8 protein-coding genes are annotated in these 13336 nt (G+C 40.1%); 2 read left to right on the top strand and 6 right to left on the bottom strand.

Annotation, left to right across the window (positions count from 1 at the left end; translation table 11 throughout):
- Nucleotides 1–77 precede the first annotated feature (77 nt).
- The 4 genes from G4D82_RS01455 to G4D82_RS01440 all read right to left on the bottom strand — a co-directional run bounded on the left by G4D82_RS01455 (nt 78) and on the right by G4D82_RS01440 (nt 7545).
- The gene (locus tag G4D82_RS01455) at nt 78–4808 is read right to left on the bottom strand and encodes a tail fiber domain-containing protein (protein ID WP_166333684.1); all 4731 of its coding nucleotides are present in this window, start codon (nt 4806–4808) and stop codon (nt 78–80) included.
- 11 nt (nt 4809–4819) lie between these two features.
- Entirely contained in the window at nt 4820–5020 is a 201-nt protein-coding gene (locus tag G4D82_RS01450) for a hypothetical protein (protein ID WP_166333682.1), read from the bottom strand.
- 104 nt (nt 5021–5124) lie between these two features.
- A complete protein-coding gene (locus G4D82_RS01445; protein ID WP_166333680.1) occupies nt 5125–5838 on the bottom strand; it encodes a LytR/AlgR family response regulator transcription factor in 714 nt (237 codons plus the stop codon).
- Between the two features lie 3 nt (nt 5839–5841).
- The gene (locus G4D82_RS01440) at nt 5842–7545 is read right to left on the bottom strand and encodes a tetratricopeptide repeat-containing sensor histidine kinase (protein WP_166333678.1); all 1704 of its coding nucleotides are present in this window, start codon (nt 7543–7545) and stop codon (nt 5842–5844) included.
- A 236-nt stretch (nt 7546–7781) separates the two neighbouring features.
- On the opposite strand from G4D82_RS01440, the gene G4D82_RS01435 reads away from it, so the two are divergent.
- Both G4D82_RS01435 and G4D82_RS01430 read left to right on the top strand, forming a co-directional pair.
- Entirely contained in the window at nt 7782–9014 is a 1233-nt protein-coding gene (locus G4D82_RS01435) for a metallophosphoesterase (RefSeq protein ID WP_166333675.1), read from the top strand.
- A gap of 72 nt (nt 9015–9086) precedes the next feature.
- Nucleotides 9087–9383: a thioredoxin family protein gene (locus G4D82_RS01430; protein ID WP_091143626.1), complete on the top strand. Its 297-nt coding sequence runs from the start codon at nt 9087–9089 to the stop codon at nt 9381–9383.
- On the opposite strand, the gene G4D82_RS01425 is transcribed toward G4D82_RS01430, so the two are convergent.
- Both G4D82_RS01425 and G4D82_RS01420 read right to left on the bottom strand, forming a co-directional pair.
- Nucleotides 9380–10033, bottom strand: coding sequence for a polysaccharide deacetylase family protein (locus G4D82_RS01425; RefSeq protein ID WP_166334267.1), 654 nt, complete (start codon nt 10031–10033; stop codon nt 9380–9382). The two genes, G4D82_RS01430 and G4D82_RS01425, sit on opposite strands and share 4 nt — an antisense overlap.
- Before the next feature lie 64 nt (nt 10034–10097).
- Entirely contained in the window at nt 10098–13319 is a 3222-nt protein-coding gene (locus tag G4D82_RS01420) for a glycosyltransferase family 117 protein (protein WP_166333673.1), read from the bottom strand.
- Nucleotides 13320–13336 lie beyond the last annotated feature (17 nt).

Below are 13336 nucleotides of genomic sequence, written 5' to 3'. Positions count from 1 at the left end.
TAAACTTAATGGGCTAAAATAAAAAAGAGCGCTTCAAAAATGAGCACTCTTTTGCGATTATATTTGGCAACTTAAAACTAGCGGCTTTTTTCTAAGGCTTCTAATCTTTGCTCGAGTGATTTGAGTTGGTCAAGCTGAGATTTGAGCTGTGTTAATTCGGCTTTTTGGTTTTCAATAATAACTTGTTGTTCCTGAACCGCTTTAACAATTGGCATGATAAATTGACTGTAAGCGATGCCGTAATTATCAGTTGGGTTATTGGCATCCGGAATATGTAAACCATCAAAATTATACCCTAAATCGTTGCAGATTTTCTCTACCTCTTGCGCCAAGAAACCTGTGCGAACGATGGCAGTAGATTTTGAAAAATCTTCTTCAGCGACTTCGCTTTTGTTGCGATTTTTATTTAAATGCTCGTCAAATTTTTTGGTGTCGAAATGATACGTTACCGGTTTTAGCTTTTTGATGAAATCCAATCCTGGAACGTTTTCTTTTACATCGAATTTAAAACGGGCATCCGACGGATTGGTATAAGCTACTTGTCCTTCAATCACTGTTATTGCAGTATTTCCTAGGCGAATTTTGTTAGAAGCGTTGACTGTTGAATTGAAGCCTATTGCAGTGGCATTGGATAAGTTGGTAGTAGAAAGATTGGCTCCACGTCCCAAGCCGGTATTGTTGTTACCGTCAACGTTCACATTTAATGCATTGGTTCCGATGGCTGTATTTCCAAACCCGATGGTATTATCATTTAACGAGTTGTGACCTACTGCAACATTTGCATTACCAGTACTTGTGTTTTCACCACTGACAGTGCCAATGAAAGTATTTTGATTCAACGATAAATCGTCGGCATCTCCAGCACCGCTCCCAACGAAAACAGATCCTCCAGTATTGGTAATGGCCAACTGTCCTTTTTGCGTCAAAGTTAATTTGGTAAAGTTGTTTGTTTTGAATTCCAAATCTTGTGCGTCTGTAGTACCGATGAAATGGACTCCAGGTGTTGTTCCAGCATTTCCTGTTAGTTTCCAATCGTTAGAAAGTGATGATAAGTCTACCGTTTGGGTAGCCACGCCATCATTTTGTAATGAAAGATTCAATGTATTTCCAGTTAGACTGAATACATCGGTGCCTTGATCATCGGTGTCGGTATAGGTTGGTAAATTTGCCCAAGATACATTTCCTAAGCCATCGGTTTGCATGATTTGACCGTTCGTTCCTCTGGAAGCAGGTAGGATGTAATTATTAAATGTGGATGTTCCAATAGAAACATTTCCCAAGAAATAACCGGCATAACTCCCTGCTTTAGTAGCGTCTGAATAAATACCATAGTGTGTGCCACCTGCAAAAGGGCTTATTGTAGTATAAAAACCATATCGGCTTCCTGTTCCCGCACCCGAAATAGTGACATAATTTCCGTATTGAGCGTAAGCACTTCCATTAGGCATTGTAGTGTAATTTCCGTATTGATTGTCAAAGGCTAGCATTTCGTTAAATACACCATAGTGTGCACCAATAGTTCCGCCTGTATTATTCACTTTGTTATATACACCATAAGAAATAGCGCTACCACCAGCTGACGAAATCAAGTCATTGTATACGCCATATTTCACGCCTTGAGCATTCAAATTAGAATAAACACCATATTTAGTTCCACCACCAGAAGTGATGGTATTATTTACACCATAACTATTACCCAATGTTCCACCTGAAATAAAATTGTTTACACCTGTACGAACTCCTGCACCTGCACCTGAAAGCGTATTGGATATTCCGGTCATTGGATTTGCGGATGTATTTGAAGCAATATTATTTACTCCTGTAAAAGCTCCAGTGTGATTGGTGCCTGATGTTTCATTGTACAAACCTGTATAACTTCCTGAATTTGTTGAAGCAGGATTGAATAAGTTGAATACTCCAAAACCATTTACCGCTCCGCTGCTCAAGAAATTATTGACTAAGCCGTATTCAAAGGTACTTCCGGTAACAGCTCCAGCAAGCGTATTGGATATCCCGTATTTAAAATCGGCATTCCCGGACACTGTGTTTGAGATGCCGTAAGAGAAGTTATTGTTGGTGCCTACTGTTACATTATTTTGTATTCCATATTTTGAACCTGTTGTAGCATTATTATTCGTAAAAGAAGTCGTAACGTTTTTAAGCCCAGCATCAACGTCTAATTTTCCGTTGGCAGCCGTTATTTTGCCTATTGAAATATCACCTAAAGTGAATTTGTTATCTGTGATAGCATCGGGTGAATTGGTACCGCCTACTTCGTACCAATCGGCGTCTTTTAATGAAGATAAATCAACGGTTTGCGTAGCTACGCCATCGTTTTGGAGTGAAAGATTTAAAGTGGTTCCCGTTAAACTGAACACATCGGTGGTTTGATCATCTGTGTCGGTGTCAACTACAGGATTTACCCAAGACACATTTCCGCTGCCGTCGGTTTGCATGATTTGGCCGTTGGTGCCACGTGAAGCGGGTAAGATATAACTATTACCGGCAGTTGTTCCGATGGAAACATTTCCTAAGAAATAGCCAGCATAACTACCCACTTTGGTTACGTTTGAATAAATACCATAGTGATTTCCAGGTGAGGTGTTTGTAATTGTTATTCGTTCCCCAAACTTATTTCCCGTACCTGTCGCTGAGATGTTTGTTTCTATGCCAATTATCTCTCCAGTTGAAGTTCCATTCATATTATTATAAACACCAAATCGAGCACCTGTGCCACCACCACCAAGTGAGTTATTCATACCATATACTTGGTTAAATGTAGATTGATTTGCAATGTTAGATACGCCTAAAAATCCACCTGTATGATTAGTTCCCTCTACTGAGTTAAATAAGCCTGTGTAAAGTCCAGTATGAGTTGCGCTTGGATTGAATGAGTTGTATAAAGCAATACTATTTACAGGACCGTTACTGGTATGAATATTTGCCAATCCATATTCAAGGATGCCACCTGAATAGGCTCCGCTTATTGAGTTGTAAATACCGTATTTAAAGTCTGCATTTCCAGCAACCGAGTTAGAGATGCCATAAGAGTAATCATTGAATGAACCTACCGTTACACTATTTTGGATTCCTTGTTTAGGGCCTAAATTAGTATTCGTATTAGATAAAGATAAAGTGATATTTTTAAGAGAAGCATCAACATCTAACGTCCCCACAGCTGCGGTTGTTTTGCCGATTGATACATTCCCCAGAGTGAATTTATTGTCAAGAATAGAATAAGGCGGATTAGTTCCGCCAACTTCGAACCAGTCAGCGTCTCTGAGACTAGACAAATCAACGGTTTGCGAAGCTACTCCATCGTCTTGCAATGAAATATTTAAAGTGTCTCCCGTCAAAGTGAGTACATCAATTTGTTGATTATCGGTATCGATAGAGGCTAGATTTACGGTTTGGGTAGCTACGCCATCATTCTGTAATGATAAGTTTAAAGTCGTTCCAGTCAAACTGAACACATCTGTGCCCTGATTGTCAATAGCGGCTAAGTTCAAAGTTTGAGTAGGAATTCCATCGTCTTGTAGTGAAATGTTTAAAGTGTCGCCGGTTAATGTTAATACATCAATCTGTTGGTTATCGGTATCGGTATTCACCGGAGTAGCCCATGATACATTCCCACTGCCATCTGTTTGCATGATTTGACCGTTGGTGCCACGTGAAGCCGGCAAAATATAATTATTTAATGCAGTGGTTCCGATAGCTACATTTCCTAAAAAGTAGCCCGCATAACTTCCGGCTTTTAATACATTCGAATACAATCCATAATGTGTTCCGCCGGCAGTGTTGGGGATATAATTATAAATGCCGTATTTATCACCAGTTCCGGTTCCGGTTAAAGAATTGCTGATGCCGTAATGAATGCCGTTTCCGGTTCCTGAGAAACTGTTTTCCATACCGGTTACGGAACCATTATAATTGTTCGAAGAATTCAGAATTCCAGTAGCACTTCCGGTACTAGTTCCGTTAAAACCGTTCACAACTCCATAAGAAGGTGTTGTTCCACCATTAGTGAACGAATTTAACATTCCGTAGCCCCAAGCATTGGTGGTTGAGGCAAATGAATTGTTTACGCCATATAAAACAGCATAATAATTTGAAGTGCTTTTGAAGTCGTTTTTCAAACCAGTAATTGAAGTGGAAATACTGGATGAAGTTCCGCTAAAATCGTTGTTAATAGCTGTTCGGTTGGTATTGCCCACCATATTATCCGTATTTTGAATGAACGAATTAGTTCCTGTAGCCGCAGTACCGTTGAATTGGGTTTTAACACCGGTTTTTCCGGCTGCATTGGAAGTTAAGTTTAAGTCAATTCCGGTCGGATTGGTGGCAAAAGTATTGTTGATGTCAACACTCGTTGTCTTGGTTGCATTATCCACATCTAAAACTCCAGTTGCAGCCGTGTTGGTTCCGATGGTCAAAGTGCCTTGTGTGTATTTGTTGTCTGAAATATTGTCGGGAGCCGTAGTTCCGCCTACCTCATAAATGTCATGATCTGATGAATTTGATTGCGTAATCGGCATCCATTGTGTACCGTTAAAAAAGTAAAAGCCAACTCCGTTTCCGCCCACTGTTGCGGCATTGGTGTTCCAAATTAATAACCCTGTTGCGGCTGTGTTGGTTCCGTCTAACATTGTTGTTGTGACGTTAGCCAAACTCACTCTAGGCACCAAAACACCTTTATTGGTTGCCGAAACGTCGAGCATTGATGACGGATCAGGGTTGGTCGTATTCACGCCTACTTGCGCGTGCAATTGTAAACTCATGAATATCAATAGCAGCAATATTTTTTTCATGGCTTAAAGAATTATTGAATGTTATTTAAAATGGGAGTTAGCGAAAAGTGGTGTTGTTTTGCCGAGAAACCGCGCAACACAATTTTTTGATTTTGCGAACAAATAGAATCGGCAAAAACGGTTTGAGATTCTTGATTGGTAATGGTCAGTAAAAACCAACCTTCTTGCGGAGTGGGCAATACAATTTTGGACAACGATGACTTTTGCAACATGTTTTTTGTTTTAAAAGTACCGCAGCAATAGCATTCACCATTGAGTTATTTGGTGAACCAAGCAAAAAATTAAGTGAAATCAGCTGTTTTTGGGGTGAACCATTTTAAAGCAAATGGATGTGCTTCATGAGTTCATCTTTATTGGAATTACTGATAGGAATTTTGTGTTTGTCTATAAAAACATAACCATCATGAAGTGATTTGATTTTGGCAATGTTGATGATAAAAGATCGGTGTACTCGAATAAAACGATGTGATGGAAGTTTCTCCTCAAGGCTTTTGAGCGTGTGACTGATCAGGTGTTTTTGTTCGGCGGTATGCAGATAGCAATAATTGTCAAAGGCTTCCAAACAAAGGATGTTTTCCATTTCAATTTTGATGAGTTCGCCTTTGTTCTTGACAAAAAAAGAATCAAATTCTTCGTTGGCCGATACAGATTGTCTGTTCATTTTGTTTTTATACAAAGCCAGTTCAATATTGGTTTTGAGCGTGTTTTCATTAAAAGGCTTGACAATATAGCCGTCTGGCTCGGTTTTTTTGGCTCTTTCTAAAGTCAAGTCATCTGAATGCGAAGTCAGATAAATAAACGGAATATTTGCTTTCTTTTGTAGATGTTCGATCATTTCAATGCCGTCCATTTTTCCGTCTAAGGTAATGTCAACCAGCACTAAATCGGGTTCGTCTTGCTCGATGTCAAATAAAGCTTCTTTGCCATTGTCGGTCATTCCAATAATTTCGTATCCTGCCTTAATCAGCGCTGTACGAATAGTTTCGGCAATTAGCGGTTCGTCTTCAAGAATATAAATTTTGGCGCTCATAGGTTACTGCATTTGTTCAAATTTATAGATTTCCATATAAAAATGAGTTCCGGCATTATTTTCAAAACTATACTTGGCTTTGAGTTTTTTGGCAAGTGCTGCAATGAGTTTGAGTCCGAATGAATTTTCAGAAGTGGTTTCACTCAGCCCAATACCGTTGTCAGTAACTTGGAGCGTGTAGATTTCCCCTTTTTTTTCAAATCGCAATGCGATGGTTGGATTCGGATGATTTTTTGTAAAAGCATGTTTGATGCAATTGGTGATGAGTTCATTGATGATTAAACCCAAAGGCGTGATGGTGTCGATGGCAAAAATGGCGCTTTCTGCTGTGACTTTGGTTTCTAAGTTGGCAATTGAATCGGTTTGGTTCTCGATAATGTCACGCACTAAGTCTTCCATGTATTCTTTAGAGTCAATGCCGATGAGTTGGTCTTTGCTGTAAAGTTTTTGATGAATCAGCACCATTGATTTGACCCTGTTTTGCGCTTCTTTTACTGCCAGAGCCGCTTCCTTATCTTTCATATTTTCAGACTGCAAATACAGCAAACTTGATACAATTTGAAAACTGTTTTTCACGCGATGATGCGTTTCTTTGAGCAAAATGTTTTTTTCGTCTACAGCTGTTTCTAAAAGTTGCTTTTGATAGGTGAGTTTCCTTTTTTTGCGCATGTTATCCCAAACCAAATAACTCAACATCAGCACCATTGCCATCGCTGCAAAAACCAGATAGAGTAATTGTGTTTTTTCTTTTTCTTTTTGCAAAAGTTCTTGTTGCTTTTTCTCGGTTTGGTATTTTGACTCCATTTCATAAACTACTTCGTCGCGTTGTTTGGCTTTTAAGCTGTCATAAAGCACTATGTATTGGTCTTTGTATGCTACTGCTTTTTCTAAATTGCCCATACGATGCTCCATATTGCCCATGGATTTCAAAAGAATGCTCTTATCGCGCAAATCAGCAGTTTGTTCAAAGATTTTGTCTGCTTTTTTCATAATGGTATCGGCTCCAGAAAACTCACGAGCCAGCGACTTGGCATCCAAATAGAACGACAAATCGATGGCGTCTGGTTCAGATACTGCCACTACTTGCTTGAGCACCTCGACCGCTTCGTCATATTTTTTCTCTCGAATTTTCATGTTGCCCAAATTGGCTAGTAGAGTGCTCCGAATTTTATATGGAGCGGGATAAGTTAGCGCATTTTTGTATAAATTTTCAGCCTTTTTGTAATTGCCAAGTGACGAATAAACAGAAGCCAAGTTGATACTACTGCGCAAGATGAAAAACGTATCTTTTTGTTGTTTAGAGAGCAAAATGGATTTGTTGTAGTAGTATTTTGCTTTTTGATAATTGTCGGTAACATGAAAAAGTACGCCCAATGCATGATACAAGGTATTGGTGTATGAAAGCTTATGGGTTTCGCAGAGTTTAATTCCTTGTAGATATTTTTCAGTGGCTAGATTATAGTTGCTCTTGACCAAGCTGTAGTAGTCGCCTTCAGCTTCTAGTAGTTTTACTTCGCTGATAATCCCTAGAGAATGATTAGCGAGATAGTCTCTTGAATTTTTGAGATACAAAAAGGCGCTGTCATTGTCTTTTTCGGTGTAAAGTTTGGCCTTGTTGAGCGTTCGGTTAAAATTCTCCTGAATGTTTTGGCTCCAAAGAGGCATCGCGATCAAAAGAAAGACAAAGCAGGTTTTTTTGTAAAGCATTGTTCGCGTGATGTAGTTTGGGCTAAAGCTAAAAAAAATTCGGAACTTTTCAGGTAAATTAAAGTTTGAAGACGGTATGCTTTCCGATGCATATCAAATCAGATGGAATATTTTAATAGGTCATCATTGTAATGAAATAACTTGAATTTAAACCCACAATAACACAAGTTAAATTTTTAATAACAGATGGCTATCTATGCCGACATTCTTTGTTAATTTGACGAAAATTTCTAAAAATGCTCTTTCGCCTTCTGTTCCTTTTTGCCGTATTGTTGGTAGTGGAACTCTACGCTTTTCAAGCCTTTAAAACCTTGATTAAACCCAAATGGATGCTGATTGCCTATGCATTGATTAGTTTGATAGCATTGGTTTTCATTGTTTTTTCGTTTACGCAATTCGATCGTTCCGTTGGGCAGACCAAGCAGACTTTGTTTACTTTAGGCTTGTTGCTGTTGGTTTATATTCCGAAAATCGTGATTACTTTGGTCATGCTTGGCGAAGACGTTTATCGTGTTTTGATGGGCGGCATCAATTATTTTATTAATCATGACAACCAAGAGTTTTTGCCATCGAGAAGAAAATTCGTGAGCCAGATTGGGCTTGGTTTGGCGGCGGTTCCGTTTTTGTCATTGATTTATGGGATGACTATCGGGAAATATAACTTCAAAGTGATTCGACAGCAGGTTTTTTTTCCAGACTTGCCCGATGCTTTTGACGGATTTACTTTTACCCATATTTCGGATATCCACAGCGGTAGTTTCGACAATCCGGAGAAAATCAATTATGCCATCGATTTAATCAACGAGCAAGAAGCCGACATGATTTTGTTTACTGGAGACATCGTCAATACACACGCCAAGGAAATGCATCCGTGGATAGATGTTTTCAATAGAATCAAACCATACAAATACGGAAAATACTCTGTGTTGGGCAATCACGATTATGGCGAGTATGTGACTTGGCCAACGCAAGGTGAGAAAGACAAAAACTTTGAAGAAATCAAAGACTTGCACCGACAAATTGGTTTCAAACTGCTGCTCAACGAACATACTTTTATTGAAAAAGGAGACGATAAGATTGCGCTAGTGGGCGTGGAGAATTGGGGCAAAAACTTCAAACAAGCCGGCGATTTGAACAAAGCGGCTCAAAACCTTAAGAATAAAGATTTTAAAATCCTGATGAGCCATGATCCGAGCCATTGGGAACATGAAGTGAAAAATCACGACAAAAACTTTCATTTGACCTTGTCAGGACATACGCACGGTATGCAGTTTGGCATAGAGATTCCGGGTTTTTTCAAGTGGAGTTTTGCCCAATATATGTACAAGCAATGGGCTGGTTTATATGAAGAATTCGGGCGTTACGTATATGTGAATCGAGGCTTTGGTTTTCACGCGTATCCTGGCAGAGTTGGCATTATGCCCGAAATAACGGTCATTCAACTAAAAAAAGGCGAAAAATTAGCATAATTCGTTTAAAACGCTACTTTTGTAACGTAATATGTTAATTACAAGCGATTAGAAATTAAAATTTTTGCCCTTATGTCAAAATTTGGAGAACTTATCAATGCTCAAGTTCCGGTGTTAATTGACTTTTACACAGAGTGGAACGAATCCTCCGTGTCGATGCATCCGGTCATTCGCGATGTGGCGGCGGCGTTGGGCGATAAAGCGAAAGTAATCAAAATCGATGTAGATAAAAATCAGGAATTGGCTGACGCACTTCGTATCAAAGGCCTGCCCACTTTAATGATTTACAAAGAAGGTCAAATGATTTGGAGACAATCCGGTGAATTGGACGCCAATACCATTATCGGTTTGGTTCAGGAACAAATCTAAACGATTCCCTCACATTGATATTTTTGTTCTTTTAGGAACGCCAAAGTTCTGGGCAAAGCATATTGCAAATTTTTAAAAGCTTTGACGCTATCGTGAAAAACAACGATGCTTCCCGGGCGAATATTTCTCAAAACATTTTCCAAGCATTTTTCAGGACTTACTCTTCCATCGAAATCAGCGCTTAAAACATCCCACATTATAATTTGATAACCGCTACTTAAGAGCTCTTTCGCTTGGGACTTTTTTATTTTACCGTAAGGTGGTCGGAAAAGCGGTTGACTGTTGATGGTTGATGGTTGTTGAGAAGCTGCTTCGATAGTTTTCGCGCAAGCCATGACATTTTTTAGATATTGGTCAGTTTGGGTTTTCCAGCCGTTGAGGTGATTGAAGGTGTGATTGCCTACCGAATGCTGGTTTTGAATGATTTGTTGAAAAACATCCGGATGTTTCTTAATATTGTCACCGATGCAGAAAAAAGTCGCTTTGGCATCGAACTGTTGCAACTGATCCAAAACCCACGGCGTGATTTCCGGTGTCGGGCCGTCGTCGAAAGTCAGGTAGACTATTCTCTCCATGGGCGGAAAACCCCAAGTATACTTAGGGAAGATTTTTTTTATGAGCCACGAAGTTTTAATCCAATACCATTTCATGCGGAGCCAAACAAAAAAGTAGCACTTCAAAAGCACTACTTTATTTTATAAATCTGTTTTTTTATTACTCGAAATCCCGGCCGAAACGCTCAAACATCTTGTTGTAACTGTTGAATATCGGCCTGTTTTTGTTGTAAAATTCGATATCGCCACGGTCTTTCATTACTTCGAGTAAACCGCGGTAACGTTCAATATCGGTAATAATGTCAATCACTAAATTGCTTTGCTCGGACGATTTTAAACCTTTATAGAAAGTCAGGTTTTCTTTGTATTTGGTCATTAGTTCTTCGAGCAACTGACGCGCTTTTTGCTTCTCGCCAATTTCGTAGTAACCGCCTGCAAACGGATCAAGCAAAGAATAATAACCGTAGTACTGTACCGGCATTTTTTCCATAGCCAAATCGATGACTTTTTTCGCTTTGTCTTTTTTGCCTTCGTTGATGAGTTGCTCCATCAAGCGCGCGAGGTTGGTTCTGTACGAAATGCTGTTTTTACGAGTTTCCGGATCGTGGTAGACGGTTTTGAGTTCGCCGTTACCCCAATCCCATTTCATGACGATGTTATACATTTTTTCGCTGTCAATTTGGCCCATATCCAGCGGGCTGCCATCTTTCGGGATCGGTGTGCGAATCGGAATCAGTTTATACACCATGCCGTCGAGTTGCAAGTAATCTTTCATCCAAAGGTAATCGTCATCGCCGAAGCTGCCACCGGTAAAATACACCGGACGTTTCCAATTGTTGTTGGCAATGACATCGAGCATCATCAAACGGTTTTTGTAAAGTGCTTGACCTTTAATATCCACATCAATATAAGGTACGATGGAATCGTTTTGGGCCGGATTGACCACTTTGTTTTGAATGATTACATTTTTATCTATCGGGATGCGGATTTTATTGGTCGGATAAAAATGAATCTTCTGCCCATTAGACATTTCAATCAATGTTCTCGGATCGTCACTGGCAATAAAATGGATAAAATCGTTAATGTTCCAACGGCTTTCGGTTTTGGGGTTGTGTACCGAATAATCGAGTTTGTCTCCGACGTATTGGTCGTGGGTAAAGGAAATCTTTAATCCGTCAGACTCATAGGTTTTCATCTTCATTTGGTCGATGTACCAATCGGTCATGAAAAGACTGGTGTTGACTATTTTAACATCGGTGCGGATGTGTTCGATTTCTTGGGCATACCAAAGCGGGAAAGTGTCGTTATCGCCAATGGTAAATAATATGGCGTTCGGCTCGCAGGAATTCAGATAAGCCTTTGCCATGGCGATCGCAGTGTACTTTTGAGAGCGGTCGTGGTCGTCCCAGTTCTCTGAAGCCATCAAAACCGGAGCTGCTAGTAACGAACCGGCAATTACAATAGGCCCGGCAATTTTAGGTTGCAAGTAGCTTTTCGCGGATTCATAAAGAGAATAAACTCCGAAGCCTACCCAAATCGCAAAGACATAAAACGATCCGACCAAAGCATAATCGCGCTCACGAGGTTCGAATGGTCGTTCGTTGAGGTAAATCTTGAGTGCCAAGCCTGTAAAAAGGAATAAGGCCATCAACACATAGAAGCTCTTGAGGTCTTTTTTGGCGTGGTATCCGAGTCCAATAAGACCTAATATAAAAGGTAAAAAGTAGTAGGTGTTGCGCCCTTTGTTATTTAGGGCATCGCTCGGCAGATTTTCCTGAGAACCCAAATGAAGCTCGTCAATAAAAGGAATGCCGCTGAGCCAGTTGCCGTCGAGGTTGTCATACTTGCCTTGAATGTCGTTTTGTCTGCCGGTGAAATTCCACATTAAATAACGCCAATACATATAGCCAAACTGGTACTCGAACATAAAGCTGATATTGTCCCAAGTAGAAGGTTTTTCAATGATGAGATACTCGCCGTAACTTTTCAAAAAGGTGATATAGCCTTCAGTATCGATTTGTTTCTCGGCGTAGGCTTTCCGGAATTCGGCAATAACATCAACGAGTTCTTTCTCTTCAGAATATTCGGGATTGATTCTAAATTCAGGCACACGGGTGAAGTTGATGTAATTCTCTACATGTTCTGTGCTCCAAAGTCTCGGGAGAAATGCTTTTTGATTGTCGTCACTGTTTTGCTCGGCATTTTTATAGTTGTTGGTAATAACATACTTGCCGGTTTTGTAATCTCGTTCGTAGTTTGGGGCTTTGTCTAAATAAGGTGTTTCGGCGTCCAAACCAGCAAAAGTGTCAGTGTATTGTGGGCCATAAAAAAGTGGGTTGATGCCATATTGTTCGCGATTATAATAGGCCAAAACTTCGGCGGCATCAGAAGGTTTGTTTTCGTTAATCACTGTATTGGCATTGGCGCGGATGGGCAGCATCATCCAGGTGGAAAATCCTATCAGAATAAAAAGAATACAAAGAATGATGGTGTTATAAAACACTAAGCCTTTGCTCTTGGTGTATCGCAATCCAAAATAAAAGAAGGCCACTAACAACAACGCCACGAAAATGGTTCCGGAGTTGAAAGGCAGGCCCAAATTGTTCACCATGAAAATCTCGGTTTTTCCGAAGAAAGCCATTGTCCACGGCAATAGAGATTTATATATAAAAAGGAAAATCGCGACTACAATCAAGTTGGCGACGATAAAGTTTTTGATGGTGACGGTTTTGTAATGCTTAAAGAAATACATCAGCCCAATGGACGGCACGGTCAATAAAGCCATAAAGTGCACCCCAAAAGAAAGCCCAATGACCAAACAAATCAGTAAAAGCCATTTGTTGCCTCGCGGGGTAAGCATGTCTTCTTCCCAACGAAGGCCAAGCCAGAACAGTAATGAAATCAGCAAAGTAGCCATGGCGTAAACTTCTGCCTCCACGGCATTGAACCAGAAACTGTCTGAGAAAGTAAAGGCCAAAGCCCCGACGAACGAACTTCCTAGAATAACCAAAGCGTTGCCATTGGTCATTTCTTTATTCTCATTGTTGTCTTGCCCTAATCCGGTTATCTTGCGCAAGATAATCGTCGAGGTCCAGAACAAAAATAAAATGGTAAAAGCGCTTGAAAACACAGACATCATATTCACCATCAAGGCTACATATTTTGCTTCAGTAGCAAACATGGCGAAGAAAGCCCCAATCATTTGAAACAAGGGCGCGCCCGGCGGATGGCCTACCTCCAGTTTGGCCGCGGTAGCGATATATTCTCCACAATCCCAAAAACTCATTGTTGGTTCGACAGTTAAGGTATAAGTGACAAGCGCAATGGCAAAAGCCGACCAGCCGAGGATGGTGTTCCATTTATTGAAACTGAATGTCGTCATAGAATTGTATGATTTTT

Origin of the sequence: Flavobacterium lotistagni (assembly GCF_011392125.1) — a bacterium.
In the GTDB taxonomy this organism is placed as follows: Bacteria; Bacteroidota; Bacteroidia; order Flavobacteriales; family Flavobacteriaceae; genus Flavobacterium; species Flavobacterium lotistagni.
Note: the sequence above shows the minus strand (reverse complement) of the source record. Positions and strands in the feature narration are given on the sequence as shown.

Excerpts from the sequence above, each read along its gene's own strand:
- G4D82_RS01435 (WP_166333675.1), top strand. The coding sequence starts at position 7,782 with ATGCTCTTTCGCCTTCTGTTCCTTTTTGCCGTATTGTTGGTAGTGGAA.
- G4D82_RS01425 (WP_166334267.1), bottom strand. The coding sequence starts at position 10,033 with ATGAAATGGTATTGGATTAAAACTTCGTGGCTCATAAAAAAAATCTTC.
- G4D82_RS01420 (WP_166333673.1), bottom strand. The coding sequence starts at position 13,319 with ATGACGACATTCAGTTTCAATAAATGGAACACCATCCTCGGCTGGTCG.
- G4D82_RS01455 (WP_166333684.1), bottom strand. The coding sequence starts at position 4,808 with ATGAAAAAAATATTGCTGCTATTGATATTCATGAGTTTACAATTGCAC.
- G4D82_RS01430 (WP_091143626.1), top strand. The coding sequence starts at position 9,087 with ATGTCAAAATTTGGAGAACTTATCAATGCTCAAGTTCCGGTGTTAATT.
- G4D82_RS01445 (WP_166333680.1), bottom strand. The coding sequence starts at position 5,838 with ATGAGCGCCAAAATTTATATTCTTGAAGACGAACCGCTAATTGCCGAA.
- G4D82_RS01450 (WP_166333682.1), bottom strand. The coding sequence starts at position 5,020 with ATGTTGCAAAAGTCATCGTTGTCCAAAATTGTATTGCCCACTCCGCAA.
- G4D82_RS01440 (WP_166333678.1), bottom strand. The coding sequence starts at position 7,545 with ATGCTTTACAAAAAAACCTGCTTTGTCTTTCTTTTGATCGCGATGCCT.